Here is a 26972-nt window from a genome sequence, read left to right on the forward strand (position 1 = left end):
GCAAACGGCCGACTTGGCGAAGCGCGCTCTCACAACAAAGCGGCGCCGACAGCCTGTCCGTAAATCATTGCGGCCATGAGAGAGAGCAGCAAACCTGCGCCCGAAAAGATCACGAGGACTTTCAGAGTTTCGACACCAACGTTGGTTCTCGTCGCGCGGGATATCGCCTTTGCCAGTGCAGCCATCATCGCCAGCTCCGAACCGGCCGCGCGGAGGCGCGACCTATTCCATCTAGCGTCATTGGGCACGTTTGCGTGTGAAGCAGATTACAGGTGATCTCGCGTGCTTGCCTTGGCGCCATGGATGCCGCGGGCAAACAAACGCTGGATCGGCCCATCAAATCCCGCCGGGAAGCTCAACGCCCGCTTCCGTCAGGTCACGGAGAAATTTCCGCACCAGGAGCATGTTGGTTCTCTGCAGCTCGTGGTTATTGCCGAACTTGAACTGGTTGGCTTCGGTTACGATCAGTCCCTGGTCGGTCTCGCGGAAAATGCCTTGCTTCTTCAAGCGATCGGCGCGCCGTCGGACGGTTTCGATCGGCAGACCGAAAAAGCGGGACAGGGCGGCACGGGAAACACCCTGCTTGATCTTGTCCGGCTCGACCGCCTGGATACTGCCAAATTGCCGGTCCAGTTCGGGGTTCTTCATGATCTTGAGAACGTTGGCGTTCAAGACCGCATGAATGATCATCAAGTCCAGCGGATCGAAATCGTAGTGGCGAAACATTTCGCTGGCTGCGCACAGCATGTAGGCCAACGAGTGGCGCGAGACGGTTCGGATCAAATCCGACGCGATGTCCTCGCCTTCAGTCGTACCAACCATCACCAGTGCCCGCCCGGTCTGCTGTTTACCCCAATATGGGTATGGTCGCGGTTTCATCGGGTCAATAGCAGGCTTGTCGGCAATATCATTTTCACCGAAACGGGGTTGAATTGCCGGGCGCGCAATTGGCGCGTGCCAACGGTGGTCGTGGGCCAAATGACATTTATCATCGAAGCTATAAAAGACGACTGCCGCACCGTGGATTTCCGTGACAGCGCGATCGTTGCGGTGATCCTGGCCCGCAAGCACGCGGTGAATGGTTTTGCGGTGTCGATAACGGCTCCGGACGGGCAGCTTTTTTCCGCCGATCAGTTCAACCGTTTGCTGACGAGCAAGGGGCTTGGTTCGGATCCGGTGGCGCAGGAAGCAGGCCGGCGCTAGCGCGGGCTTTGCCGGCCGTACGCGGCGCAACTGATTGTCATCGCGGGCGCGCCGGGAACGGGTGCGTCGCCTGCGGACGAAAACGAATGGATGCGGGAAATCGGCGTCGATCGCGTATTCGGAAATGGCGCGCCCGGAACGATTCGAACGTCCGACCCTCAGATTCGTAGTCTGATGCTCTATCCAGCTGAGCTACGGGCGCGTTTTTCGCAAACAGCGCGGGCGTGGCCCGCAGGCAGCCCCCGGCGACGCCGGAGGGGTGCGAAAGAGCGCTCTGACTAACCGCTCTTGCCCCAATTGGCAAGGTCCGGATTGCGGAGATTTGGTAGGGAAATGACGGTCTATCCCCGTCATTCCGGAGCTCGCGAAGCGAGAACCCGGAATCTCGCGCCGAAACCTCCGGATTCCGGGTTCGGCGCACAGCGTCGCCCCGGAATGACGGGCAACGCGGCCGCCGGCCAACCTATGCCCGCGCCCGCTCGTTGCGGACGGAGAGCAGTTCCACGGGACGGTCGGGGATGACGATCCGGAAGGTGGCGCCGATGGTGCCTTCGACCAGATGGATGTCGCCGCCATGGGCGCGGACCAGCTCGGCGGCGATGGCTAGGCCGAGGCCGCTGCCGCCGGGGCGGCCGGAGGTCTGGAACGCCTCGAACAGATGTTCTCGGGTCCTCTTGGGCACGCCGGGGCCGGTGTCGGAGACCTCGAGAATGGCGACCGCGCCCTCGCGTTTTCCCGTGATCCGGATCTGCTGCGCGCCGCCCTCGGCCGACGCATGGCTTTCCAGCGCCTGGGCGGCGTTGCGGACGAGGTTGAGCAGCACGCGGAAGAGCTGGTCGGGATCGGCATCGACCGCGAGCCCGCGCTCGATCGCGGCGACCCAGACGATCGCAGCATCGGAAGCAAGGCCAGCGGTCTCGCGCACTTCCAGCACCACCGGCTCGATCAGGATCATGCGCCGGTCGGGCGCGGCTTCCTGGGCGCGGCCATAGGACAGCGTCGACTGGCAGAAGGCGATGGCACGCTCGAGCGACCGCACCAGCTTCGGCGCAAAGCGCTGCACCCGCGGATCCGGCACACTGGCGAGCTGGTCCGACAGGAGTTGCGCCGAGGCCAGCAGATTGCGCAGATCGTGATTGATCTTGGAGACGGCGAGGCCGAGGGCGGCGAGCCGGCTCTTCTGATGCAGCATCGACATCAGGTCGCGCTGCATGTCCGACAATTCGCGCTCGGCGACGCCGATCTCGTCGCTGCGCTGGCTCGGCACGATGATCCCCGCCGAACTCTCGGGGTTTTCGTGGAAGCCGACCAGGCTTGCGGTCAGCCGCCGCATCGGGCGCACGAACAGATAATGCATGGCGAGATAGACGAGGCCCGCGGTCAGCACCGCGATGATCAGCGCGACCACGACGACGTTGCGGGAGAAGCGGTACATCGACTGCCGCAGCGGCAGCTCGTCGGTGACGATCTCCATGAACTGGGCGTTGCCGACGCCCGGCCCGACGATCCGGATGGCCTGGTTGCCGGTCTCCAGCATCATCCGGAACGAGCCGGTGATCGCCTCCCACGCCGTCATGTCGCGCAGGTCGATGTCATGCTCGATGGCGGCGGGCAGATTGTCGCTGGCGAGCAGACGGCGCTGCTGGCCCATCTTGATGGCGACCGCGCGCGCATTGATGCTTTTCAGGATCTGGCGCGACAGCGAATCGGGGACCATGCCGAGCGGCGCGGCATCGAGCACCAGCGCCGCCGTGTTGGCCGCGGCGACGCGGTCGTTGAGCCGGTTGACCCAGAAATTGGCGATGGCGGGCACGTAGAGCAGGATGGCCGCGATCATCACCAGGGGAACAGTGAGCAGCAGCAGCTTGCCGGACAGCCCAAGCCCGCGCGTCCCCCGCGGCAGCGCCGCCGGCGGGTCCCGCTGATCCGCATCCTGGATCGGCTGGAGGTCTGTCGCTGCCACGAAATTCGCCCTCGCTGCCTTTACCGGATTAAAGATGTCGCCGGGTGAAGGGTTTGGCGCGTATCAAGATGCGGCCCGCCCCCAGCGCGGTCAAATTACAGATCGTCAATCTGCCAAGGTCGGATGTAAGCGCAGATTTGGCGAGTCGCTACCACAAGGGTTAAAAACCCCGCACGCACAGTGATATTCGCCGGAATTGAGCGCTTGTGCGGCGTTGACGAAAAGAAGGCGCTCGCTTATAAGCCGGCCAATTGTCCGCGATGACCCGGTGTGACCGCCGGGAGCGGCTCTCTTGGGGCCGAAAAAGGCCCGTTTTGGGCAGCATCTTCCGGACTTTATCATCAATTCTACAGGCAAATTGCCCGGTCAGCGGAGAAAAACCCGTGAAGCGGACTTATCAACCCAGCAAACTGGTGCGCAAGCGCCGTCACGGCTTCCGTGCCCGTCTCGCCACGGCCGGCGGCCGCAAGGTGCTCGCCGCCCGCCGCGCCCGCGGCCGCAAGCGTCTGAGCGCCTGAGCCGGACCCCCTTTTTGGGATTTCATCATGGATCGGCTGAGGCAGCGAGCGGATTTCCTCGCCGTTGCCAATGGCGCGCGGGTGAATAGTCCCGCGTTCGTCCTGCAAAGCCTTGACCGCAAAAGCCTTGACCGCCAAGACCTTGGCCGAGACGACAGCGGCCCGATACGGATCGGCTTCACCGTCACCAAAAAGAACGGCAACGCCCCCGAGCGCAATCGCATCCGGCGCCGGCTTCGCGAACTGGTGAAGCGGCTCGATCCGGTGTCGATGCAGCCCCATCATGATTATGTGCTGGTCGGCCGAAGGGACGCGCTCTCGCGCGGCTTCGCCACCATGCTCGACGATCTGCGCATGGCGTTCGCGAAGCCCGCGCGGCATACGCACAAGGGACATGGCCGAAGAACTGGCCCAAAAACCGACGGCCAAAGAACCGACGGCTCAAAGCCCGGCCCCGCTCCTGCGACCAGCCGCAAACCGGATTGATGACGAGAGAATGATGACCGACAACCGCAATACCATCCTCGCCGTCATCCTGTCGGGCTTCGTGCTGATCGCCTGGCAGTATTTCTACAACATGCCGGCGATGGAGAAGCAGCGCGCCCAGCAACAGGCGCAGGCCGAGCTGCAGAAGACCACGCCTCAGCCGACGGCTTCCGCGACGCCGGGCGCCACGCCGCAGGCCGGCAGCACCGCCCAGCCGTCGACGCCCAGCGCGAACCAGCAAGCCCAGCCGGTCCAGAGCCGTGACAGCGCGATTGCAGCCAGCCCGCGCGTGAAGATCGAGACGCCGCGGATCGCCGGCAGCATCTCGCTGAAGGGCGGCCGCATCGACGATGTCGCCCTGGTGCAGCATCGCGAAACGGTCGATCCGAAGTCGCCGCCGATCATTCTGTATTCGCCCTCGGGCACGGCGGAGCCCTATTACGCCGAATTCGGCTGGGTGCCGGCCACGGGCGTGACGGCGAAACTGCCCGACGCGCAGACAGTCTGGCAGCAGGACGGTAGCGGCAACCTGACGCCGACGACGCCGGCGGTGCTGAAATGGGACAATGGCGAAGGCCTCAGCTTCCGCCGCACCATCGCGGTCGACGACCACTATCTCTTCACCATCAAGGACGAGGTGAGCAATGTCGGCAACGCGCCGGTCACGCTCTATCCGTTCGCGCTGATCTCACGCCACGGCACGCCGCAGGTCTCCGGCTATTACATCCTGCATGAAGGCCTGATCGGCTATCTCGATGGCTTGCAGGAATACGCCTACAAGAAGATCGACGAAGCCAGGACGGTGAACTTCAAGGCCACCAATGGCTGGCTCGGCATGACCGACAAGTACTGGGCCTCGGCGCTGCTGCCGGACACCAGTGCGCCGCTGCAGGCGCGCTTCTCGTCCAACCCGAGCGGCAACGTCCACACCTACCAGACCGATTATCTGCTCGATCCCGTCACCGTCGCGATCGGCGGCAGTGCGACCGCGAACGCGCGGCTGTTCGCCGGCGCCAAGGAAGCCGGCGTGGTCGGCATCAACTTCCCGCTCGCCGGCCATGGCGGCTACAACAAGGAGCTCGGCCTCAACCATTTCGATCTGTTGATCGACTGGGGCTGGTTCTACTTCATCACCAAGCCGATGTTCCTCGGCCTCGACTTCTTCTACCGCTTCTTCGGCAATTTCGGCATCTCGATCCTGCTCGTGACCGTGATCGTGAAACTGTTGTTCTTCCCGCTGGCGAACAAGTCCTACGCCTCGATGGCGAAGATGAAGTCGGTCCAGCCGCAGCTCCAGGCGCTGAAGGAGCGCTTCCCCGACGACAAGGTGAAGCAGCAGCAGGAGATGATGGAGATCTACCGCAAGGAGAAGATCAATCCGGTCGCCGGCTGTCTTCCCGTGGTGATCCAGATCCCGGTGTTCTTCTCGCTCTACAAGGTGCTGTTCGTCACCATCGAGATGCGGCAGGCGCCGTTCTTCGGCTGGATCAAGGATCTCTCGGCGCCGGATCCGACCAATCTGTTCAACCTGTTCGGGTTGATCCCGTTCGATCCGACCACCATTCCCGTGTTCGGCCACTACCTCGCGCTCGGCATCTGGCCGATCATCATGGGCATCACGATGTGGTTCCAGATGAAGCTGAACCCGACGCCGCCGGATCCGACGCAGCAGATGATCTTCAACTGGATGCCGCTGATCTTCACCTTCATGCTGGCGGGCTTCCCGGCGGGCCTGGTGATCTACTGGGCCTGGAACAACACGCTCTCGGTGCTCCAGCAGAGCTTCATCATGCGCCGCAACGGCGTGAAGGTGGAGCTGTTCGACAATCTCAAGGCGACGTTCGCGAAGAAGGCGACGTAGCGGTCGTCATTGCGAGGAGCGAAGCGACGAAGCAATCCAGAGTCCCTCCGCGGATGCATTTCTGGATTGCTTCGCTTCGCTCGCAATGACGCGGACAAACAGAAAGCCTTCGCATGACCGACGACAAAGATGCGAAGCTGATCGAGGTCGGGCGAAAGCTGTTCACGCGCGACTGGCAGTTCATCTGGGCCTCGCCCTCTACTGAAACGCTGCCGCCGATGGCGGGGCTGGAGATCGCCTTTGCCGGGCGCTCCAATGTCGGCAAGTCCAGCCTGATCAACGCGCTGACCGGCCGCAACGCGCTCGCGCGCACCTCGCATACGCCGGGCCGCACCCAGGAGCTGATCTTCTTCGAGGTCCCAGGCAAAGGCGAGCTGCGTCTCGTGGACATGCCCGGCTATGGCTATGCCAAGGCGCCGAAGAGCCAGGTCGCGTCCTGGACCGAGCTGATCCACAAATTCCTGCTCGGACGCGCCAGCCTCGCGCGCGTCTACGTGCTGGTCGACGCGCGGCACGGCCTCAAGGACGTCGATCTCGAAGTCCTGAAGACACTCGATCGCTCCGCGGTCAGCTACCAGCTCGTGCTGACCAAGGCCGACCAGATCAAGGCCGCCGAGCTTCAATCGCGCATCGTCGAGACCGAGGCCGCGCTGGCCAAGCGTCCGGCCGCGTTCCCGAACGTGCTCGCGACCTCGTCGCGGAGCGCGACCGGCATGGCCGAGCTGCGCGCCGCGATCGCAAAGCTGCTGGAAGAGCGGACCTCGTGATGGCGGCATTCCGCCTGCTGATCGGACTTGCCGGTGTGATGGGCGCGGCCGGCGTCGCGCTGGCCGCCGCCTCCGCGCATGGCGGCGATGCGAGCCGGCTCGCTGCCGCAAGCGCCATGCTGCTGTTTCATGCAACGGCCGTGCTTGCCGCCGTCGCCCTGCTCGGACGCGGCCTTCTGCACGGCGGAATTGGCATCATCGCCGCGTCCGGCTTCGCAGCCGGCGCCGCGCTGTTCGCGGGCGACCTGACCTTGCGGCAATATGCCGGCCATTCGCTGTTTCCCTATGCGGCGCCGACCGGTGGATCGGTGATGATCTTGAGCTGGCTGGCGGTGACGCTCGCGGCGGTGGTGGTGAGGAAATAAGTCTCGTGCCCCGGACGCAGCGCAGCGCTTCAGCGGTGCGCTGCTGAGCCGGGGCCCATGCCGCTTCTGGATCCCGGCTCAGCGGCGCGGCACTGCGCGCCGCACCGCGTCCGGGACACGAGAGCGGCATGCCAGCCACGCTTTGCGCCCTGCCCGCCAATCGGATAGAACGCGGCCCGAGTATCCCGCCAGCGAGATCCGCCTCATGACCGAAATCTCCCCGCTCGACCAGGCCCGCATCCTGTCCGAAGCGCTGCCGCACATGCAGCAGTATGACGAGGAAACCATCGTCATCAAGTATGGCGGCCATGCCATGGGCGACGAGGAGACCGCAAAGAATTTCGCCCGCGACATCGTGCTGCTCGAGCAGACCGCGATCAATCCGGTGGTGGTGCATGGCGGCGGCCCGCAGATCGCGACCATGCTCAAGCGCCTCGGCATCGTCTCGGAATTCGCCGCCGGCCTGCGCATCACCGACGCCGCGACCATCGAGATCGTCGAGATGGTGCTCGCCGGCTCCGTCAACAAGCAGATCGTCGGCTACATCAACGAGGCCGGCGGCAAGGCGGTGGGGCTATCCGGCAAGGACGCCAACATGGTGAAGGCGTCGAAGACGACGCGCACCATCATGGATCCGGACTCGCACATCGAGAAGGCGGTCGATCTCGGCTTCGTCGGCGATCCCGAGAAAGTCGACCTCACGCTGCTCAACCAGCTAATCGGCTACGAGCTTATCCCCGTGCTCGCGCCGCTCGCGACCTCGAAAGAGGGCCAGACGCTGAACGTCAACGCCGACACTTTCGCAGGTGCCGTGGCCGGGGCGCTGAAGGCAAAGCGGCTGCTGCTGCTCACCGACGTGCCGGGCGTGCTCGACAAGTCCAAGAAGCTGATCCCGCAGCTCTCGGTCAAGGACGCGCGAAAGCTGATCGCGGACGGCACCATTTCCGGCGGCATGATCCCGAAGGTCGAGACCTGCATCTACGCGCTCGAACAGGGCGTCGAGGGTGTCGTCATCATCGACGGCAAGATGCAGCACGCGGTGCTGCTCGAGCTCTTCACCAACACGGGCACGGGAACGCTGATCCACAAGTGATGAAGAGCGGGCCAAAGAAAGCCGTCATGGCCGGGCCGCAGCGCCGCTCGACCTTGACGCGCCTGCTGATGGCGCTGCCAGCGGCCATCGTCTCGTTTGTCTTCTCCTCCGCGCCGGCTGTCGCCGACCTCAAGATCTGCAATCGCATGTCCTATGTCGTCGAGGCCGCGATCGGCATCGACGACAAGGCGGCGACAGCGACGCGCGGCTGGTTCAGGATCGATCCCGCCACCTGCCGCGTGGTGGTGCAGGGCACGCTCTCCGCCGACCGCATCCTGCTCAACGCCCGCGCGCTCGGCGTCTACGGCGCATCGCCGATCCCGCAGAACGGCAGCGACACGCTGTGCGTCGCGCAGGACAATTTCGTCATCGCGGCCGCGCGGCAGTGCCGCACCGGCCAGACCCAGGCCGCCTTCACCCAGATCACGCCGACGCAAGGCGCGGACGGCAATTTCGTCGCCTATCTCGCCGAGGACTCCGAATATGACGACGAGCAGGCCCGCCTCGCCGGCATCCAGCGGCTCTTGGTGATCGCAGGCTACGACGCCGCGCCGATCGACGGCGTCGACGGGCCGAAGACGCAAGGCGCGCTGGCCGCTTTCCTGAAGAGCCGCGGATTGTCGTCCGACATCCTGTCGTCGCCGAACTTCTTCAAGACCATGGTCGATGCCGTGCAGACGCCGTCTGCGACCGGCCTCACCTGGTGCAACGACACCACGCACAAGGTGATGGCGGCGGTCGCCACCGACGACGGCAAGGCGGTGACGAGCCGCGGCTGGTATCGCATCGACCCCAAGACCTGCCTGCACCCTGACGTGAGCGGCCAGCCGAAGCAGATCTTCAGCTTCGCGGAAGCCATCGACGCCGACAACCGAATCGTCAAGCTGAAGGACAAGCCACTGAACTGGGGCGGCGACAAGCAGCTTTGCACGCGCGAGACCAAGTTCGAGACCAACGAGCAGACCGACTGCGGCGCGCGCGGTTTCGCGGCCACGGGCTTTGGCGCGGTGGACATGTCGAGCGGCGGCAAGACGCTGCGCTTTGCGATGCCGTGACGGCTTTTGTGATGGCGCAACAAACACCATCGTCGTCCCGGCGAAAGCCGGGACCCATAACCCCAGGATTGGGTTTGACGAAGAACGACGACCAGGGCGCCCCATTGATAGATCACGCGGTATGGGTCCGGGCCTGCGCTGGGACGACTGCGGAAAGTTGGGGGCCCTCTCCGATAACGAATAGAGAGCTGACATGACCGCTCCCCGCGCCTTCGCCCACATCGACACCTGGGTGTTCGACCTCGACAACACGCTCTATCCGCATCACGTCAATCTGTGGCAGCAGGTCGATGCGCGGATCACCGAGTTCGTTTGCAACTGGCTGAATCTGACACCGGTGGAAGCGCGCAAGATCCAGAAGGATTATTACCAGCGCTTCGGCACAACCATGCGCGGCATGATGACCCTGCATGGCGTGCACGCCGACGACTATCTCGCCTACGTCCACAAGATCGACCACTCCCCGCTGGAGCCGAACCCGGCGCTGGGCGCAGCGATCGCGAAACTGCCGGGACGAAAGCTGATCCTGACCAACGGCTCGGTCGATCATGTCGATGCAGTGCTGGCCCGGCTCGGCTTTGCTACGCATTTCGACGGCGTGTTCGACATCATCGCCGCCGACTTCGAACCGAAGCCGGCGCCGCAGACCTACCGGAAATTTCTCGCCGACCATTCGGTCGATCCGACGCGGTCGGCCATGTTCGAGGACCTCGCCCGCAACCTCACCGTCCCGCACGAGCTCGGCATGACCACCGTGCTGGTGATACCGGATGGGACGAAAGAGGTCGTACGCGAGGACTGGGAGCTGGAAGGCCGGGGCGCCGCCCATGTCGACCACGTCACGGATGATCTGGCGGGGTTTTTGGCGGGGCTGTCCCACCCAAGGTAGCCGTCATACCCCGCGAAGGCGGGATATCCAGTAATCGCCGCCGTCTCGAGTCATCACGACCGCCGCGGCGTACTGGATCACCCGCTCCAGCGCGCAATTGCGCGCAAGGCGGGTGATGACACCGAACCAAGCTTGACTCCGTCCCCCCAAATCCCGAAAAAGCGCTCCAAATCACCGCAAATTCCCGCCTGCCTGTGAGGAAATCCCGATGTCGCTCCAAGCCCTCGAATCCACCATCAACGGCGCGTTCGACGCGCGCGACGGCGTCTCGACCTCGACCAGGGGCGAGGTCCGCGAGGCCGTGGATCACGCGCTGGAGATTCTGGACAAGGGTGAGGCCCGCGTTGCCGAGCGCGGCGCCGACGGCAAGTGGAAGGTCAATCAATGGCTGAAGAAGGCGGTGCTGCTCTCGTTCCGCCTCAACGACATGGGCGCCATTCCCGGCGGCCCCGGCAAGGCGGCCTGGTGGGACAAGGTGCCCTCGAAGTTCGAGGGCTGGGGCGAGAACCGCTTTCGTGACGCCGGTTTCCGCGCCGTCCCCGGCTCCATCGTACGCCGCTCGGCCTTCATCGCCCGCAACGTCGTGCTGATGCCGTCCTTCGTCAACCTCGGCGCCTATGTCGATGAATCCACCATGATCGACACCTGGTCGACGGTCGGCTCCTGCGCGCAGATCGGCAAGCGCGTGCACATCTCCGGCGGCGTCGGCATCGGCGGCGTGCTCGAGCCGCTGCAGGCCGAGCCCGTGATCATCGAGGACGATTGCTTCATCGGCGCGCGCTCCGAGGTCGCCGAAGGCGTGATCGTGCGCAAGGGCGCGGTGCTGTCGATGGGCGTGTTCCTGGGGGCGTCGACCAAGATTGTCGACCGCGAGACCGGCGAGATCTTCATCGGCGAAGTGCCGGAATATTCGGTCGTCGTTCCCGGCGCGCTGCCCGGCAAGCCCATGAAGAACGGCCAGATCGGCCCGAGCACCGCCTGCGCCGTCATCGTCAAGCGCGTCGATGAGCGCACGCGCTCCAAGACCAGCATCAACGAGCTGCTCCGGGATTGATCCGCGCCACCAGCTGCCTTTCGATCGTCGTCCCGGCGAAGGCCGGGACCCATAACCACAGGCAGTGGTTTGGCGAAGACTTGCGGTTGGGTACGCCGACCATCCACGACCGATGGATTCCGCGGTATGGGTCCCGGCCTTCGCCGGGACGACACCGAAGAGTCATCGAACCCACCCTCCCCCCATCGCGACCAACATCCGGGCGACCTCTCCCGCCCGGAGCCTTTGGCATGGACTGGATCTGGTATCTCTTCCGCTTCGACGGCCGCATCAACCGCGCGCTGCTGTGGCAGGCGCTGCTGATCGTCATGGTGCTGGCTTGCATGCTCGGGATGATCGACCAGGCCATCAAGGTGCTGAACGGGGCCGCAACTTTCGCCTTCAACTTCAAGGTCGACTTCGATTTCGGTGTCGACGACATCTTCAACGTGGTCGATCCCAGGGCCTACCGTCTGCTGGCAACCGCTGATCGTCCGACCCTCATTCTCAAGGTGCTCGGCAGCTCGCTCTTCTTGTGGATCTACCTCGCAACCGCGACCAAGCGGCTGCACGATCGCGACCGGAGCGGCTGGTGGCTGGTTCCGTTCTTCGTCGTGCCCGCGTTGTTCGACCAGTTCTCGGACCTGCTGCCCACCGAATCAAACTGGGTTCTTGCCCTCGCCTGGGCCATGCACATTCCGTGGTTTTGGGGCCTCGTGGAAATGTTCATTGTACCGGGCACCTTGGGCGACAACCGGTTCGGCCCTGATCCGTTGGCCGAGGTGGAGAGCGGCTCCGCGCCCGCCTCGCCTGCGACGAAAAACTGGAACCAGCAGAGCGAGATCGAATTTGTCCCGCCCAGTGCTAGCCCACCCGGCGGCATGCATGTTAAGCGGGGCGCATGACCGATGCCCTCTCGATTGCCCGCGATCTCATCCGCTGCCCCTCGGTAACCCCGGCCGATGCCGGCGCGCTCGGCGTGCTCGAACAAGCCCTCACCGTGGCAGGCTTCACGTGCCACCGCGTGACCTTCAGCGAGCCCGGCACCGCCGACGTCGACAATCTCTACGCACGAATCGGCACTGACGGGCCGCACATCACGTTTGCCGGCCACACCGACGTGGTACCGCCGGGCGACGAGAGCGCCTGGAGCGTCGGCGCATTCTCCGGCGAGGTGAAGGACGGCTTCCTGCACGGCCGAGGCGCGGTCGATATGAAGGGCGGCATCGCCTGTTCGGTTGCCGCGGTGCTGGAGCATCTCGCCGCCAACGACGGCAAGCCGCGCAGCGACGGAAAGGGTTCGATCTCATTCCTGATCACCGGTGACGAGGAAGACGTCTCCATCAACGGCACCATCAAGCTGTTGAAGTGGGCGGCGGAGCGCGGCGAGAAATTCGACCATTGCGTGCTCGGCGAGCCCTCGAATGTCGAGACGCTCGGCGACACCATCAAGGTCGGCCGCCGCGGCTCGCAATCCGGCACGCTGTATGTCGACGGCGTGCAGGGCCACGTCGCCTATCCGCACCGCGCCGCCAATCCGGTGCCGGATATCTCGCGGCTGATCGTGGCGATCTCCGACGAGCCGCTCGACCATGGCAGCGCGCAGTTCCAGGCCTCCAATCTCGAATTCACCTCGGTCGACGTCGGCAACACCGCCAACAACGTCATCCCGGGACAAGCCCGCGCAAAATTCAACATCCGCTACAACGACAACCACACCCAGGCGAGCCTGCGCGAGCTGGTCGAGACGCGGCTGACCAAAGCCTGCGGCAACCGCATCCGCGCCCGCATCGTCTGGGAGCCCTCGAACTCGAACGTGTTCGTGACCAAGCCCGGCCCGTTCACCGAACTCGCGGTGTCCGCGATCGAGGAGGTGACGGGCCGCAAGCCGGAGCTGTCGACCTCAGGCGGCACCTCGGATGCGCGCTTCATCTCCAGCTATTGCCCGGTGATCGAATTCGGCCTGGTCGGCCAGACCATGCACCAGGTCGACGAGCGCGTGCCGGTCGCGGATCTGGAGCAGCTGACCAAGGTGTATCGCGGGATTTTGGCAAGGTATTTTGGGTAGGCGCGACTGCCTGCCCAAACTCCGCTGTCATCGCCCGACTTGATCGGGCGATCCAGTATTCCCGAGACGGCAGTGACTGAGCCGAGAGGCCGCGGCGTACTGGATGCCCCGGTCAAGCCGGGGCATGACAGTGGCGGATGTAGCGAGCGCGCGCGCCCTCACCCCCATCAATAATCCACCTGCATCAGATACAGCCCGTCCGGCGGGGCGACGATGCCGCAGGCGGCGCGGTTGCGCGCGGCGAGCGCTGCGGAGAGATCGTCGGCGGTCCAGCGGCCTTCGCCGACCCACATCAGCGACCCCACCATCGAGCGCACCTGGCTGTGCAGGAATGAGCGCGCCGAGGTGAGAATCGTAATCTCGCGCCCGTCCCGCAGCACGTCGAGCTGATCGAGCGTCTTCTCCGGCGACCTGGCCTGGCACTCGGTGTCGCGGAAGGTGGTGAAATCGTGCTTGCCGAGCAGGCGTTGTGCCGCCGCATGCATCGCGTCCGCATCGAGCCGGCGCGGCACGCGCCAGGCGTGGCCGGCATCGAGCGCGAGATTGGCGCGGGTGTTGACGATGCGGTAGCGGTAGTGGCGCTTCACGGCCGAGAAGCGCGCCTCGAACGTCTCGGGCACGATGTCCGCCTCGAGCACCGCCACCGGATGCGGGCGCAAATGCGCATTCAAGCCGTCGCGAAAACGGCCCGGCGGAAATTGCTTGGCGATATCGACATGCGCGACCTGGCCGCGCGCATGCACGCCGGCATCGGTGCGGCCGGCGCCATGCACCCGCAAATCCGCGCCGGTCATCGCTTTCACCGCCGCCTCCAGTGCACCCTGCACCGAGGGCAGCGTCTCCTGCACCTGCCAGCCGAAGAACGGCGCGCCGTCATATTCGATGATGAGCTTGTAGCGGGGCATCTTGTCCAGTTTCGCTGTCATCGCCCGGCTCGACCGGGCGATCCAGTACTCCGCAGCCTATCCGTTCGACCGAGAAGCCTCGGCGTACTGGATACCCCGCCTTCGCGGGGTATGACAGCGTCAGGTGAATTTGGCGCCGGTCTTCAACGGCACGCCGCGCAGGAAGTCCGCGGCCTGCATGCGTGCCTTGCCTTCGCGCTGGAGCTCGATCAGGCGGATCGCGCCCTCCCCGCAGGCGATGGTGAGGTGATCGTCGAGCACCTCGCCGGGTGTGCCCGTGCCTTTCGCCAGCTCGCAGCGCAGGATCTTTACCCGCGCATTCTCAAGCTCGGCCCAGGCGCCGGGAAACGGCGACAGGCCGTGGATATGGCGCAGCACCTCGCGCGCGGGCCTGGTCCAGTCGATCCGCGCTTCGGCCTTGTCGATCTTGGCGGCATAGGTGACGCCGTCCCCGCTCTGCTTCTTGAGCTGAAGCCCGCCGCGATCGAGCGCGGCCATCGCGCGCACCATCAGATCGGCACCGAGGCGCGACAGACGATCGTGCAGATCGAGCGCGGTCATGGTGTCCGTGATCGCGAGCCGTTCCGCCATGGCGACGTCGCCGGTGTCCAGCCCGATATCCATCTTCATCACCATCACACCGCTCTCGGCATCGCCGGCCATGATCGCGCGGTTGATGGGAGCAGCACCGCGCCAGCGTGGCAGCAGCGAAGCGTGCAGATTGTAGCAGCCGAGTTTTGGCGCATCGAGTATCGCCTGCGGCAGGATCATGCCATAGGCGACGACGACAGCGGAATCGGCGTCGAAGGCACGAAATTCTTCCAGCGCCTCCGGCGTTTTCAAAGTCTTCGGCGTCAGCACGGGCACGCCGAGTTTTCGCGCGGCCTCTTCCACCGGGGTCGGCTGCAATTGCAGGCCACGCCGGCCGCCAGGCTTCGGCGCGCGCGTATACACGGCCACGATCTCGTGGCCATGCGCGACGAGCTCGAGCAGCGTCGGCACGGAGAAATCGGGCGTGCCCATGAAGATGAGGCGGAGGGGCATCGTGAGAAACCTGCGAGAAACGCGATCCACTGGCGGTCATTCCGGGGCGGCTCGAAGAGCCGAACCCGGAACCTCGAGATTCCGGGTTCGATGCTGTGCATCGCCCCGGAATGACAGATACCCTACTCCGCGCGCTTGGCGGCTTTCTCGAACTTCTTCAGCACGCGGTCGCGCTTGAGCTTCGACAGATAGTCGACGAACAGCACGCCGTTGAGATGGTCGATCTCGTGCTGGATGCAGGTGGCGTAGAGGCCTTCGGCGTCCTCCTCGTGCACCTTGCCGTCCAGATCGATGTAGCGCACCCGCACCTTTGCGGGACGCTCGACCTCCTCGTAATATTCGGGGATCGACAGGCAGCCTTCCTCGTAGACCGACAGGTCCTCGGAGGAGGCGATGATTTCCGGGTTGATGAAGACGCGCGGCTCGGGCTTGGTCTCGCCGTCCTGGTCGGGCTTGGCGAGGTCCATGGTGATCAGCCGCAACGGCTGCGCGACCTGGATCGCCGCGAGCCCGATGCCGGGCGCGTCGTACATGGTCTCGAACATGTCGTCGGCAAGCTTGCGGATCTCCGGCGTGACCTTCTCGATCGGCTTGGAGACCAGACGCAGCTGCTTGTCGGGCAGGATGATGATTTCTCTGAGGGCCATGGCCGCGATTTAATCCGCGCGCCCGATGCGGTCAATGCGCCCGGGAACCTCGTTAACCCTCCGCTAACCATAAAACTTCGCCTTTCGTTAACCATAAAAATTAACGCGCCATTTACCATAAATGTTCGCTATTCGTTCGTGTCGCGGAGCGAATCGGCTAGAAGCAGGGGCATGAACGAGATCATTTTCATGCTCGGCGACTGGCCGGTGCGCACCGTGGACGCGCTGATCGGCTTCGGCGCCCTGGTCCTCATCCTGATGGTGGTGATCGCCGTCGTGATCGCGCGCTCCGGACGGCGCGGGGCGGAACTCGCGATGGCCAACGCCATCCGCGCCGACGAACTCGAGGAGCGCATCAGCCAGATGCTGCACGCCCAGAGCGAGGCTTCGGGCCGGGTCGACGCCATGACGCAGACGCTCGCCGGCCGCCAGGCCGACATGGCGCGCGCGGTGAACGAGCGGCTGGATTCGGTGACCCACCGCGTCGGCCAGTCCATGGAGCACTCGACCCGCAACACCATGGAGAGCCTGCACGCGCTGCACGAGCGGCTCGGCATCATCGACAGCGCGCACAAGAACCTCACCGACCTCACGACGCAGGTGACGACCCTGCGCGACGTGCTCGCCAACAAGCAGTCGCGCGGCGCCTTTGGACAGGCGCGGATGGAGGCGATCGTCCAGGACGGTCTGCCGAAGGGCGCCTACGAGTTCCAGTTCACGCTTTCGACCGGCAAGCGGCCCGATTGCGTGGTGTTCCTGCCCGACCAGCGGCCGCTCTGCATCGACGCGAAATTTCCGCTGGAAGCGATGACCGCGCTGCACGACGCACGCAGCGACGAGGAGAAGCGCATCGCCACGCAACGGCTGCGCGGCGACGTGATGAAGCATGTCAGCGACATCGCGGAAAAATATCTCGTCGCCGGCGAGACCCAGGACATGGCGCTGATGTTCGTGCCGTCGGAATCGGTCTACGCCGAAATCCACGACGGTTTCGACGACGTGATTCAGAAGGCGTATCGCGCCCGCGTCGTGCTGGTGTCGCCTTCGCTGCTGATGCTGGCGATCCAGGTGATGCAGCAGATCATGAAGGACGCGCGCATGCGCGACGCCGCCGACCAGATCCGCACCGAGGTGATCAAGCTCGGCGACGACCTCGGCCGCCTGCGCGACCGCGTGCTGAAGCTGCAGAAACATTTTGCCGACGCCAACGAGGACGTGCGGCAGGTGCTGATCTCCGCCGACAAGATCGAGAAACGCGCCGGCCGCATCGAAGAGCTCGATTTCAGCAAGACTGATGCACCGGAAGCCCCGCATCTGGTAGCGACCGGCGCTGCCGAACTGTTCCCGAGGAAGCTCCAGGCGGGGGAGTGATACTCTCCTGAGATCCGGTACGCTGCCGCCACAACTTCGCTGTCGTCGCCCGGCAGGAGCGACACCTCCCTTGCAGCCCCCAGAATCTGCTAACACCCTGCCATGACCGCACCCGACGCGACCTCCCCTGCCGGCTCCGGCACGGCTCCCACCTCCTGGCGTGACAGCCTTGCCGTGTACCTGCAACCGCGGGTGCTGATCGTGCTGTTCCTCGGCTTCTCGTCCGGGCTGCCGCTGGCGTTGTCGGGCTCGACGCTGCTGGTGTGGATGCGGGAATCCGGCGTCGATCTCAAGACCATCGGGCTGTTTGCGCTGGTCGGCACGCCCTACACGCTGAAATTCCTGTGGGCGCCGCTGGTGGATGCGATGCATGTGCCGCTGTTCACGCGCGCGTTCGGGCGGCGCCGCGGCTGGCTGCTGTTCTCGCAATTGCTGCTGATCGCAGCGATCCTGCTGCTGGCGCTGACCGATCCCGCGCGCTCGCCGTTCTACGTCGCACTCGGCGCATTGCTGGTGGCGACGGCCTCGTCGACGCAGGACATCGTGGTCGACGCCTTCCGCGTCGAGAGCCTGCCGGAGAGCGAGCAGGCCGCCGGCATGGCGTCCTATGTCGCGGCCTATCGCATCGGCATGCTGGTCTCGACCGCCGGCGCGCTGTTCATCGTCTCGGGCTTCGAGAGCACCGGCATCACCCGCACGTCCGCCTGGATGTGGGGCTATGTGGTGATGGCTGGGATGGTGCTGATCGGGACGATCACGGCGCTGGTCGCGACCGAGCCCGAGCAGTCGGTGCGGGCGGAAGCCGCGACGCAGACGCAGACCACGTTCGCGCGCGTGCTGCACGCGGCAATCGGCGCGTTTTCGGAATTCCTGACGCGCAAGGACGCGCTCGCCGCGCTCGCCTTCGTCGTCCTGTTCAAGTTCACCGACGCCTTCTCCGGCACGATGACCGCGCCGTTCGTGATCGACCTTGGCTTCTCCCGCAACGACTATGCGGCGATCGTCAAGGGCGTGGGCCTCGCTGCGACGCTGATCGGCGGCTTTGCCGGCGGCTTCGTCGCGCGGCGCTATTCGCTTGCGACCAGCCTCTGGATCGGCGGCGTGGTGCAGGCACTCGCGAACCTCTCCTTCTCCTGGCTGGCCTTCATCGGCACCAGCCAATGGGCGCTCGCTTTCGCCATCACCTGCGAGAACTTCACCAGCGCCATCGGCACGGTGATCTTCGTCGCCTATCTTTCGGCGCTCTGCAAGAACCCGCTGCACACGGCGACGCAGTATGCGCTGCTCACCGCGCTTGCCGCGGTGGGGCGGACCTATCTCTCGTCAGGCGCCGGCTTCGTGGCGGATACCACCGGCTGGCCGCTGTTCTTCGTGATCTGCATGCTGGTGGCGATCCCGAGCCTGGTGCTGCTGGCCTGGCTGCAGAAGCGCGGGCATTTCGATGCGCTGGGGCCGGTGAGGGTTTAACGCTCCCCCTCCTCGTCATTGCGAGCGAAGCGAAGCAATCCAGACTGCCGCCGCGGCGACAGTCTGGATTGCTTCGTCGCAAGAGCTCCTCGCAATGACGACGGAGAGCAGAGCGCCCCGCGCCCCTACTGCTTCTTGATCAGGCTCCACTTCGTGATCACAGCCTCGCTCATCTGGCCGGGATCGCTGGCGCAGGCGATCTCGTCGACCTTGACCGAGATCTCCTTGCCGGCGAACGTCTTCAGCTGTGCGGCCTGCGCGTCGCCGCTGGGAACGAGCTGGAAGGTTTCGGGCCCGGTCTCGAGATTGCACAGTCCGTTCGGCGGCGGCAGCCGGCGCGGCTCGGAGGTGATCTGGTAGGTCGCAACCCGCTTGCCGACGTTCTTGACGTCGCGCACTTTCATCGTGTTCAGCTCGCCCGACAGCACCTCGCCGGCATTGATCGGCTTGCCGGGCTTCGACGGCGGCGGAGCACCGTCGTCCTGCTGCGCGGAGATCGCCGGCGTTGCCAGCATCGTCAGCGTCGCGACCAAAGCCCATCGTGTGGCGAAAAGTTTCGTCATGTCGTCCGTTCCGTAAGTCTGGATGGCTAGAACAGGGTGCGCTGCCGCATCGCGGCCGATAGCGTACCTTCATCGAGATAATCAAGCTCGCCGCCGACCGGCACACCATGGGCGAGCCGGGTTACTTTTACGTTGGCGTCCTGAAGCAGGTCGGTGATGTAATGTGCCGTGGTCTGGCCGTCGACGGTGGCATTGAGCGCCAGGATGACCTCATGCACCTGCGCCTCATGCGCGCGCGCCACCAGCGCCTCGATGGTGAGGTCCTGCGGGCCGACGCCGTCGAGCGGCGACAATGTCGCGCCCAGCACGTGATAGCGTCCTTGAGTGGCATTGGCCCGCTCCAGCGCCCAGAGATCGGCAACGTCGGCGACGACGACGATGATCGAGGGATCGCGCCTCGGATCGGTGCAGACCGTGCAGGGACTTTGCGTGTCGATGTTGCCGCAGGTCTTGCAGACCTGGACCTTCTCGAGCGCGACCTGCATGGCCGAGGACAGCGGCATCATCAGCGCTTCGCGCTTCTTGATCAGATGCAGCGCGGCGCGCCGCGCCGAGCGCGGGCCGAGGCCCGGCAGCCGCGCGAGAAGCTGGACCAGCCGCTCGATTTCAGGACCCGCAACAGCGCCCATCCTACTGGCCGAACAGCCCCGACAGCCCTGGCGGCAGACCGAGCCCGCCGGTGAGCGACTGCATCTTCTCCTGCATCGCGGCTTCCGCCTTGCGGCGCGCCTCGCCGAACGCGGTGACCAACAGATCCTCGAGCACCTCGCGCTCTTCCGCCTTCATCAGCGAAGGATCGATCTTGACGCCCTTGACGTCCATCTTCGCGGTCATCCGCACGGCGACGAGACCGCCGCCTGAGATGCCCTCGACCTCGACGTTGGCGAGCTGGTCCTGCATCTCCTGCATCTTGGATTGCAGCTGCTGCGCCTGCTTCATCATGCCGAAAATATCGACCATCGGTGTTGTCCTTGGAAAATTGGCTCTAGAGATCGTCGCCGTCGGAACCGTCGGGCGGATCGTCACTGCCGTAGTCGGCGTTAATATCGGATTCCGGCGCCTCGGGGGCAAGCCTTCGGACCTCGACGACCTTCGCACCCGGAAACCGCGACAGCACCTCGCGCACGCGCGGATCGGCCTCGGCGGTGCGCGCATGTTCCTGCTTGGCCGCCTGGCTCACCGAACGCAGCGTCGGCTGGCCCGGCTCGTTGGAGACGATCACGGTCCAGCGGCGCCCGGTCCAGAGCTCGAATTTTCGCGCGAGATCGGAAATCATGGTTTTGGAGGCATTGGGCTCGAGCGCGACTTCGAGCCGTCCCTCCTCGAAACGAACGAGGCGCATGTCGCCTTCGAGCGCGCCCTTGGTCAGGAGGTCGCGCTTCTGCCCGGCGAGCGCGACGAGCTGAGTGAAGCTCGTGACGCGCAACACGGGCGCGGCAGCTTGCGGATCCGGCGCGGGCGTTGCCATCTGCGGGCGGGCACCACCGCCGCCGAAGGAGGACGGCGACGATGTCGGCATGCGAACGGGCGCCGCGGAGGCTACCGGCCCGGCCGGCGCGTTGCGCGCGGCACTGCCGCCGTTCACGACCGGCGAACCGCCGCCGTTCTGCTCCAGCATCTTGAGCGCTTCGTCCGGCGTCGGCAGGTCGGCGACATAGGCGATGCGCACCAGCACCATCTCGGCGGCTGCCGCGGGCCGCGTCGCGGCCTGCACCTCGGTGATGCCCTTGAGCAGCATCTGCCACATCCGGGACAGCACGCGCATCGAGATCTTCGAGGCGAAATCCCGCGCGCGCACGCGCTCGGTCTCGCCATAGGCGACGTTGTCGGCGGTCGCCGGCACGATCTTCACACGGGTGACGAAATTGACGAATTCGGCGAGATCCGAGAGCACGACGATTGGATCGGCCCCGACGTCGTACTGGTCGCGGAACTCCCTGAACGCGGACGCGATGTCGCCACGCGCCAGCGAATCGAAAAGATCGATGACGCGGGTGCGGTCGGCGAGCCCCAGCATCTGCCTGACGGCGTCGGCCTTCACGGTGCCTGCCGCATGCGCGATCGCCTGATCGAGCAGCGAGAGCGAATCGCGTACCGAGCCCTCGGCGGCGCGCGCGATGATGCCGAGTGCTTCAGGCTCGATCTCGACGTTTTCCTTGGCCGCGATGTTGGCGAGATGCTTCATCAGCACGTCGGCCTCGACGCGGCGCAGGTCGAAACGCTGGCAGCGCGACAGCACGGTCACCGGAACCTTGCGAATCTCTGTCGTGGCGAACACGAATTTGGCGTGCTCCGGCGGTTCCTCCAGCGTCTTCAGGAAGGCGTTGAATGCCGCCGTCGACAGCATGTGGACTTCGTCGATGATGTAGACCTTGTAGCGGGCGCTGGCCGGCGCGTAGCGAACGCTGTCATTGATCTGACGAACGTCGTCGACGCCGGTGTGCGAGGCCGCGTCCATCTCCAGCACGTCCATGTGCCGGCTTTCCATGATCGCCTGGCAATGCACGCCGAGCGTCGGCATCTGGACCGTCGGGCCCTTCACCGAGCCATCCGGCATCTCGTAGTTGAGCGCGCGGGCAAGGATGCGCGCAGTGGTGGTCTTGCCGACCCCGCGGACGCCGGTGAGGATCCAGGCCTGCGGAATGCGGCCGGTCTCGAACGCATTGGAGACGGTGCGGACCACGGCCTCCTGGCCGATCAGATCGTCGAATGAGGAAGGACGGTATTTCCGCGCCAGCACCCGGTAGGGCGTTTTGGCCTGGCCGGCGCTGTCAGGGTTGGGAGGGGCGCCAGCGTCGGTCATCGGTCGATCCGCAATGAAGTGTCTTTCGGCCGGCTTTGCGGAAAGGAGCGCGCTGGCGACCCGAGCCGCCGGCGCAATTCGCCCGGAAAAACAGGTAGGAGACTGACGAGCGACCCGATCCGGACCTCGTTAGGGCTGCTTCCTTCCGGACCTGACCCGGTTGGCGAGTGGCTCGTCCACCGCCAATCTCCCGGTCCCTATTTGGGGCCAAAAGGACCGGAAAGCAAGCGGGTATCGGCTTGAACGGGCTGGGCTTCGTAGTGGCTTGCCCAGCATCCGGGCAATTCCCGCTCTGCACAGCCGATAGGCTGTGCTTTCACTGCCGGAGGCGCCTTGGTAAGAACGCTGCCGGAACTCCTTCCAACAGAAAAGCGATTGATCCCAATGGTTACACGTCGTGATGTTGCATCGATTGTCGGACTTGGCGCGATTGGCGCGGCGACGGCGGGCGCGCTGGCCACTCCGGCCCTCGCCCAGGCGGCCGATACCAACGAATCGACCTTCGCCCGCATCCGCCGCACCAAGAAGATGCGGATCGGCGCGGTCGGCGGCGGCGCGCCCTATTACATGAAGGATCTTTCGACCGGCCAGTGGAAGGGATTTTACGTCGACATCGCCAAGGCGCTTGCCGAGGACATGGAGGCCGAGCTCGAGATCACCGAGACCACTTGGGGCAATTCGGTGCTCGACCTGCAGTCCAACAAGATCGACATCTTCTTCGGCCTCAACCCGACCCCGAAGCGCGCGCTGGTGGTCGACTTCTCGGTGCCGGTCTTCAACAACGCCTTCGGCATCCTCTGCAAGAAGGACTTCAAGCCGAAGAGCTGGGCCGAGCTGAACTCGGCCGACGTCAAGATCGCGGTCGACCAGGGCTCGTCGCACGACCAGGTCGTCAGCCGCCTGACGCCGAAGGCGCAGATCTCGCGGCTGAAGACCGCCGACGACGCCACCGCCGCTCTGCAGACCGGCCGCGTCGACGCGCAGTGCCTGATCACCATGCTGTCGCTGACCGTGCTGAAGAAAAACCCCTCGCTCGGCCAGTTCGTGCTCCCGACGCCGATCTTCGCCACCACGTCGAATGCCGGCTTCCGCCGCGAGACCGACAAGACCTGGCGCGACTACGTCAACACCTGGATCGACTTCAACAAGGGCCTCGGCTTCATCCGCAACGCGATCATCACCAACATGGAGCTGGTGGGCGTGACGGAGGCGGACATTCCGCCGGGCGTTTCGCTGTAGCCTTCCACTGTCATTCCGGGGCGCCCAAAGGGCGAACCCGGAATCTCGAGATTCCGGGTTCGATGCTTCGCATCGCCCCGGAATGACGGTGCAAACGGCACCCACGACGAGTTAAACACGCATGTATCAGTGGGACTTCGGCATCCTCTGGAGCTATCGCTGGCTCTTTCTCAACGGGCTCGGCGTCACCGTCGGCTTCACCGTGGTCATCGTGGTGCTTGGCCTCGTCTTCGGCCTGTTCGGCGCGTTCGGTACCCTGTCGCGCTTTCGCGCGGTGCGCCTTCTCGCGCTCACCTTCATCGAGGCGTTCCGCTGCACGCCGATCCTGGTGCAGCTGATCTGGTTCTATTACGCGCTGCCGATCCTGGCCGGTGTCGAGATGACGCCGATCACGGCCTCGGCGCTGGCGCTCTCGCTCTATGGCGGCTCGTTTTATTCGGAGATCATCCGCGGCGGCATCATCTCGATCGACCGCGGCCAGTCCGAAGCCGGCGCCGCGCTCGGCATGACCCCTGGCCAAAGCATGCGGCGCATCGTGCTGCCGCAGGCGATCAAGCGCATGATCCCGGCGCTAATGAATCAGTCGATCATCCAGTTCAAGAACACCTCGTTGGTCTCGGTGCTGGCGGTGCCTGATCTGGTCTATCAGAGCCAGGTCGCCGCCCATGACAGCTACCGTCCGCTGGAAACCTACACCGCCGTCGCGATCGCCTATGCGGCGATCCTGATCCCCCTGACCATCATGGTCCGGCGCGGCGAGAAGCGACTGGCGGTCGGCGAATGAGCGACACGTCGAAAATCGAGATCCGCGCCCTGCGCAAGAGCTTTGGCAGCAACGAGGTCTTGAAGAACATCAATCTCGACGTCGCCAAGGGCGGCGTCGTGGCGCTGATCGGCCCGTCCGGCTCAGGCAAGTCGACGCTGCTCCGCTGCATCAACCTCCTGGTGACGCCCGACGGTGGCAGCGTCCGCGTCGGCGACACGCGCTTTTCGTTCGGAGAAGGCACGAAGCTCCCGGACGTGAAGACGCTGGCCAAATTCCGCACCACCACCGGCATGGTATTTCAGCATTTCAATCTGTTCCCGCACATGACGACGCTCCAGAACGTGATGGAGGGACCGGTCACGGTGCGGCGCATGGCCAGGGCTGACGCCGAGAAACTGGCGCGGGCCCAACTCGCCAAGGTCGGCCTTGCAGAGAAGGCCGACCAATATCCGGCAACGCTCTCCGGCGGACAGAAGCAGCGCGTCGCGATTGCGCGGGCGCTCGCGATGGAGCCGGACGTGATGCTGTTCGACGAGGTCACGTCCGCGCTCGATCCCGAGCTTGTCGGCGAAGTCTTGAACGTCATGCAGCAGCTGGCGTCGGAGGGCATGACCATGGTGATCGTGACCCACGAGATCGCCTTTGCCCGCGAAGTCGCCGACCGTCTGATCTTCATGCGGGACGGCGTCGTGGTCGAGGAAGGCCCGGCACGGCAGGTCATCGACAATCCGCAAGCAGCGGCGACGCGCGCCTTCCTGAGCCATTTTCACCGCACCGGCGCATTGCCGCCGGCCAACGCAGAATCCTGATGCCTGATATCGACCGCGTCTATCTCGTCACCGGTGCCGCCAGCGGCATCGGCCGCGCCACCGCAAAGCTGCTCGCAGCGCCCGGCACTGCGCTGCTGCTGCACACGCGCTCCAACGCAGCCGGTCTCGACGCCACGGCGGCGGAAGCCGAATCGCAAGGCGCGATCGTCGCAAAATGCCTCGGCGATCTCGCCGAGGAGGCCGCGGTCACCGACGCCGTCGCCGCTACGCAACGCGCCTTCGGCCGGCTCGATGGATTGATCCTGGTCGGCGGCCATGCCCGCCGCGGCAGCGCGATCGGCACGCCGGCGGATCAGTTCCGCAAGGCGATGGACGAATCGGCGCTGGCGTTCACGCGGTTGGTGGACGCCGCGCTCCCGTTGCTGCGTGCAGGGCGAGATTCGCGGATCGTGGCGGTGTCGTCGTTCGTCGCGCACGCGATCCGGCCGGAGTTCGCGCCCTTCGCGGCGACGGCCGCGAGCCGCTCCGCGCTCGAAGCGCTGGTACGGCTCACTGCAGTCGAGCTCGCCAAGGAGGACATCACCGTCAACGCCGTCGCGCCGGGCCTGATCGTCAAGGACAAGCCCAGCGAAAGCCGGCTGTCACCCGAGCAGATCGCCGCGACCGAGGCGCTGATCCCGATGGGCCGCCGCGGGCGGCCGGAGGAAGTCGCCGAGATCATCGCCTTCCTGGCCTCGCCGAAAGCATCCTACGTCACCGGCCAGGTCTGGCACGTCAATGGAGGCCTGACATGACCGAAGCGACCGTCGAACGCATCAGGCTGTTCCTGATCGAGAGCCCGATCAAGATGGCGCGCCTCCAGGGCGTCGGCAACGTCAAGGGCACGGTGAAGCGCGTGCTGATCGAGCTCACTTCGAGCGACGGCGTGATCGGCTGGGGCGAGGCCGCACCGTGGGAAGTGTTCACGGGAACGCCGGAAGCGGCCTTCTCCGCGCTCGACATCTATTTGAGGCCAGTCGTGCTCGGCAAGTCGGTGCGCCGCATCCGCGCGCTGATGGCCGAGCTCGATCGCGCGCTGGTCGGACATGCCGAGGCCAAGGTCGCGGTCGAAATGGCGCTGCTCGACATCGTCGGCAAGTCGTCGGGACTTTCGGTCGCCGACCTGCTCGGCGGCCGCGTACGCGACACGATCCCGCTGTCGTTCTCGATCGCCGATCCGGATTTCGCCGCCGATCTCGAACGGATGCGGAAGATGGTTCCGGACGGCAATGTCATCTACAAGGTCAAGACCGGCGTGAAGCCGCATCGCGAGGACCTCGATCATCTCGCGGCGATCCGCAAGGAGTTCGGCGACAAGGTCGACCTTCGCGTCGACTACAACCAGGCGCTGGCGCCGTTCGGCGCCATCAAGATCCTGCGCGATGTCGAGCAGTTCGCGCCGACCTTCATCGAGCAGCCGGTGCCGCGCAAATTTCTCGACGTGATGGCGCAGCTCACGGCGGCGCTGGAAACGCCGGTGCTCGCGGACGAAAGCTGCTTCGACCGCCGCGACATGATGGAGGTGGTGCGCCGCGAGGCGGCAGATGCCGTCTCGATCAAGCTGATGAAGGCCGGCGGCCTGTTCGAAGCGCAGGCGATCATGGCGATCGCCGACATTGCCGGCCTGCCCGGCTATGGCGGCACGCTGTGGGAGGGCGGCATCGGGCTCGCCGCCGGAACGCAGCTGATCGCGGCGACGCCGGGGATCTCGCTCGGCTGCGAATTCTACATGCCGCATCATGTGCTGACCGAGGACGTGCTGGAAGAGCGCGTCGCAAATCGCGGCGGCCACGTCGTGGTGCCCGACGGCCCCGGCCTCGGCATTCGTGTGAGCGAAGCCTCGGTCCGCGGCAATGCGCGGGTGCTGGCGGAGGGGTGAGACGTCGCCACACATTCGCTGTCGTCCCGGCGAAGGCCGGACCCATAACCACAGGGGGATGTTTTGCGAAGATTGGTCGTTCGGGATTAGCACCAACCGCAAACGATAGACCTCGCGGTATGGGTCCCGGCCCCCCGTGCGCAATTGCGTACTAGGCCGGGACGACAACGGTGCATGC

At 65.1% G+C, this 26972-nt stretch carries 29 protein-coding genes, 1 tRNA gene and 1 other RNA gene; 19 read left to right on the forward strand and 12 right to left on the reverse strand.

Annotated features, from left to right (window positions below; all coding sequences use genetic code 11):
• Positions 1-29 precede the first annotated feature (29 nt).
• Together C7G41_RS37655 and C7G41_RS03170 are read right to left on the reverse strand one after the other, a co-directional pair.
• Entirely contained in the window at positions 30-188 is a 159-nt protein-coding gene (locus C7G41_RS37655) for a hypothetical protein (RefSeq protein ID WP_199198100.1), read from the reverse strand.
• A 148-nt stretch (positions 189-336) separates the two neighbouring features.
• Positions 337-978, reverse strand: a complete 642-nt coding sequence (locus C7G41_RS03170; protein ID WP_245446439.1) for a hypothetical protein — start codon at positions 976-978, stop codon at positions 337-339.
• Between C7G41_RS03170 and C7G41_RS03175 the strand changes: the two genes are divergently transcribed.
• Positions 979-1203 (forward strand): hypothetical protein, encoded by a 225-nt coding sequence (locus tag C7G41_RS03175; RefSeq protein WP_245446440.1) that lies wholly within the window; start codon positions 979-981, stop codon positions 1201-1203.
• Positions 1204-1328: 125 nt separating this feature from the next.
• Here the strand turns inward: C7G41_RS03175 and C7G41_RS03180 are convergent.
• Together C7G41_RS03180 and C7G41_RS03185 are read right to left on the reverse strand one after the other, a co-directional pair.
• Positions 1329-1405 (reverse strand) — tRNA-Arg (locus C7G41_RS03180).
• A gap of 261 nt (positions 1406-1666) precedes the next feature.
• Complete coding sequence (locus C7G41_RS03185) at positions 1667-3166, reverse strand: HAMP domain-containing sensor histidine kinase (protein WP_106941183.1); 1500 nt, start codon at positions 3164-3166, stop codon at positions 1667-1669.
• A gap of 383 nt (positions 3167-3549) precedes the next feature.
• On the opposite strand from C7G41_RS03185, the gene rpmH reads away from it, so the two are divergent.
• The 11 genes from rpmH to dapE all read left to right on the forward strand — a co-directional run bounded on the left by rpmH (position 3550) and on the right by dapE (position 13301).
• Entirely contained in the window at positions 3550-3684 is a 135-nt protein-coding gene (gene rpmH / locus C7G41_RS03190) for a 50S ribosomal protein L34 (protein ID WP_008542748.1), read from the forward strand.
• Between the two features lie 27 nt (positions 3685-3711).
• Entirely contained in the window at positions 3712-4170 is a 459-nt protein-coding gene (gene rnpA / locus C7G41_RS03195; protein ID WP_106941184.1) for a ribonuclease P protein component, read from the forward strand.
• A gap of 13 nt (positions 4171-4183) precedes the next feature.
• Entirely contained in the window at positions 4184-6031 is a 1848-nt protein-coding gene (gene yidC, locus C7G41_RS03200; RefSeq protein WP_199198158.1) for a membrane protein insertase YidC, read from the forward strand.
• Positions 6032-6144: 113 nt separating this feature from the next.
• The gene (gene yihA, locus C7G41_RS03205; protein WP_027514321.1) at positions 6145-6798 is read left to right on the forward strand and encodes a ribosome biogenesis GTP-binding protein YihA/YsxC; all 654 of its coding nucleotides are present in this window, start codon (positions 6145-6147) and stop codon (positions 6796-6798) included.
• Complete coding sequence (locus C7G41_RS03210) at positions 6798-7163, forward strand: DUF423 domain-containing protein (protein ID WP_199198101.1); 366 nt, start codon at positions 6798-6800, stop codon at positions 7161-7163. The genes yihA and C7G41_RS03210 overlap by 1 nt, the downstream gene beginning before the upstream one ends.
• Before the next feature lie 205 nt (positions 7164-7368).
• The gene (gene argB / locus C7G41_RS03215) at positions 7369-8256 is read left to right on the forward strand and encodes an acetylglutamate kinase (RefSeq protein WP_007597683.1); all 888 of its coding nucleotides are present in this window, start codon (positions 7369-7371) and stop codon (positions 8254-8256) included.
• Positions 8257-8324: 68 nt separating this feature from the next.
• On the forward strand, positions 8325-9311 hold the full coding sequence (locus C7G41_RS03220; RefSeq protein ID WP_106941481.1) for a DUF1036 domain-containing protein: 987 nt from the start codon (positions 8325-8327) through the stop codon (positions 9309-9311).
• A 193-nt stretch (positions 9312-9504) separates the two neighbouring features.
• Positions 9505-10200 (forward strand): pyrimidine 5'-nucleotidase, encoded by a 696-nt coding sequence (locus tag C7G41_RS03225; RefSeq protein ID WP_106941187.1) that lies wholly within the window; start codon positions 9505-9507, stop codon positions 10198-10200.
• A gap of 208 nt (positions 10201-10408) precedes the next feature.
• The gene (gene dapD / locus C7G41_RS03230) at positions 10409-11254 is read left to right on the forward strand and encodes a 2,3,4,5-tetrahydropyridine-2,6-dicarboxylate N-succinyltransferase (protein ID WP_106941188.1); all 846 of its coding nucleotides are present in this window, start codon (positions 10409-10411) and stop codon (positions 11252-11254) included.
• Positions 11255-11484: 230 nt separating this feature from the next.
• Positions 11485-12138 carry a DUF805 domain-containing protein gene (locus C7G41_RS03235; RefSeq protein WP_106941189.1) on the forward strand — a complete coding sequence of 218 codons (654 nt, stop codon included), beginning with the start codon at positions 11485-11487 and terminating at the stop codon, positions 12136-12138.
• The gene (gene dapE, locus C7G41_RS03240) at positions 12135-13301 is read left to right on the forward strand and encodes a succinyl-diaminopimelate desuccinylase (RefSeq protein WP_106941190.1); all 1167 of its coding nucleotides are present in this window, start codon (positions 12135-12137) and stop codon (positions 13299-13301) included. The genes C7G41_RS03235 and dapE overlap by 4 nt, the downstream gene beginning before the upstream one ends.
• 167 nt (positions 13302-13468) lie before the next feature.
• Here dapE and truA read toward each other — a convergent pair whose 3' ends face one another.
• From truA to def, 3 genes are all read right to left on the reverse strand, one after another.
• A complete protein-coding gene (truA, locus tag C7G41_RS03245) occupies positions 13469-14206 on the reverse strand; it encodes a tRNA pseudouridine(38-40) synthase TruA (RefSeq protein ID WP_199198160.1) in 738 nt (245 codons plus the stop codon).
• A 120-nt stretch (positions 14207-14326) separates the two neighbouring features.
• On the reverse strand, positions 14327-15250 hold the full coding sequence (fmt, locus tag C7G41_RS03250) for a methionyl-tRNA formyltransferase (RefSeq protein ID WP_106941192.1): 924 nt from the start codon (positions 15248-15250) through the stop codon (positions 14327-14329).
• Between the two features lie 122 nt (positions 15251-15372).
• Entirely contained in the window at positions 15373-15897 is a 525-nt protein-coding gene (def, locus tag C7G41_RS03255) for a peptide deformylase (RefSeq protein WP_106941193.1), read from the reverse strand.
• A gap of 171 nt (positions 15898-16068) precedes the next feature.
• Between def and C7G41_RS03260 the strand changes: the two genes are divergently transcribed.
• Together C7G41_RS03260 and C7G41_RS03265 are read left to right on the forward strand one after the other, a co-directional pair.
• Positions 16069-17268 (forward strand): DNA recombination protein RmuC, encoded by a 1200-nt coding sequence (locus tag C7G41_RS03260; RefSeq protein WP_199198102.1) that lies wholly within the window; start codon positions 16069-16071, stop codon positions 17266-17268.
• Positions 17269-17370: 102 nt separating this feature from the next.
• Positions 17371-18735, forward strand: a complete 1365-nt coding sequence (locus C7G41_RS03265; protein WP_106941195.1) for an MFS transporter — start codon at positions 17371-17373, stop codon at positions 18733-18735.
• Positions 18736-18860: 125 nt separating this feature from the next.
• Here the strand turns inward: C7G41_RS03265 and C7G41_RS03270 are convergent, their stop codons facing one another.
• From C7G41_RS03270 to ffs, 5 genes are all read right to left on the reverse strand, one after another.
• Entirely contained in the window at positions 18861-19298 is a 438-nt protein-coding gene (locus C7G41_RS03270; RefSeq protein WP_106941196.1) for a hypothetical protein, read from the reverse strand.
• Positions 19299-19324: 26 nt separating this feature from the next.
• Positions 19325-19927 (reverse strand): recombination mediator RecR, encoded by a 603-nt coding sequence (gene recR, locus C7G41_RS03275; protein WP_007604678.1) that lies wholly within the window; start codon positions 19925-19927, stop codon positions 19325-19327.
• 1 nt (position 19928) lies between these two features.
• Positions 19929-20258, reverse strand: coding sequence for a YbaB/EbfC family nucleoid-associated protein (locus C7G41_RS03280; RefSeq protein ID WP_007597704.1), 330 nt, complete (start codon positions 20256-20258; stop codon positions 19929-19931).
• Positions 20259-20283: 25 nt separating this feature from the next.
• On the reverse strand, positions 20284-22101 hold the full coding sequence (locus C7G41_RS03285; RefSeq protein ID WP_106941197.1) for a DNA polymerase III subunit gamma/tau: 1818 nt from the start codon (positions 22099-22101) through the stop codon (positions 20284-20286).
• Positions 22102-22195: 94 nt separating this feature from the next.
• Positions 22196-22292, reverse strand: an RNA gene (gene ffs, locus C7G41_RS03290) — signal recognition particle sRNA small type.
• Between the two features lie 193 nt (positions 22293-22485).
• On the opposite strand from ffs, the gene C7G41_RS03295 reads away from it, so the two are divergent.
• The 5 genes from C7G41_RS03295 (at position 22486) to C7G41_RS03315 (ending at position 26794) form a co-directional block, all read left to right on the forward strand.
• A complete protein-coding gene (locus tag C7G41_RS03295) occupies positions 22486-23340 on the forward strand; it encodes a transporter substrate-binding domain-containing protein (RefSeq protein ID WP_106941198.1) in 855 nt (284 codons plus the stop codon).
• Positions 23341-23461: 121 nt separating this feature from the next.
• Positions 23462-24124 (forward strand): amino acid ABC transporter permease, encoded by a 663-nt coding sequence (locus C7G41_RS03300; RefSeq protein WP_106941199.1) that lies wholly within the window; start codon positions 23462-23464, stop codon positions 24122-24124.
• Positions 24121-24915 carry an amino acid ABC transporter ATP-binding protein gene (locus C7G41_RS03305; RefSeq protein ID WP_106941200.1) on the forward strand — a complete coding sequence of 265 codons (795 nt, stop codon included), beginning with the start codon at positions 24121-24123 and terminating at the stop codon, positions 24913-24915. The genes C7G41_RS03300 and C7G41_RS03305 overlap by 4 nt, the downstream gene beginning before the upstream one ends.
• Positions 24915-25670: an SDR family NAD(P)-dependent oxidoreductase gene (locus C7G41_RS03310; protein ID WP_106941201.1), complete on the forward strand. Its 756-nt coding sequence runs from the start codon at positions 24915-24917 to the stop codon at positions 25668-25670. The genes C7G41_RS03305 and C7G41_RS03310 overlap by 1 nt, the downstream gene beginning before the upstream one ends.
• Complete coding sequence (locus C7G41_RS03315; protein ID WP_106941202.1) at positions 25667-26794, forward strand: muconate cycloisomerase family protein; 1128 nt, start codon at positions 25667-25669, stop codon at positions 26792-26794. Before C7G41_RS03310 ends, C7G41_RS03315 begins: the two co-directional genes overlap by 4 nt.
• Positions 26795-26972: the final 178 nt, after the last annotated feature.

The sequence above is a fragment of the Bradyrhizobium sp. MOS002 genome (assembly GCF_003020115.1).
GTDB lineage: Bacteria > Pseudomonadota > Alphaproteobacteria > Rhizobiales > Xanthobacteraceae > Bradyrhizobium.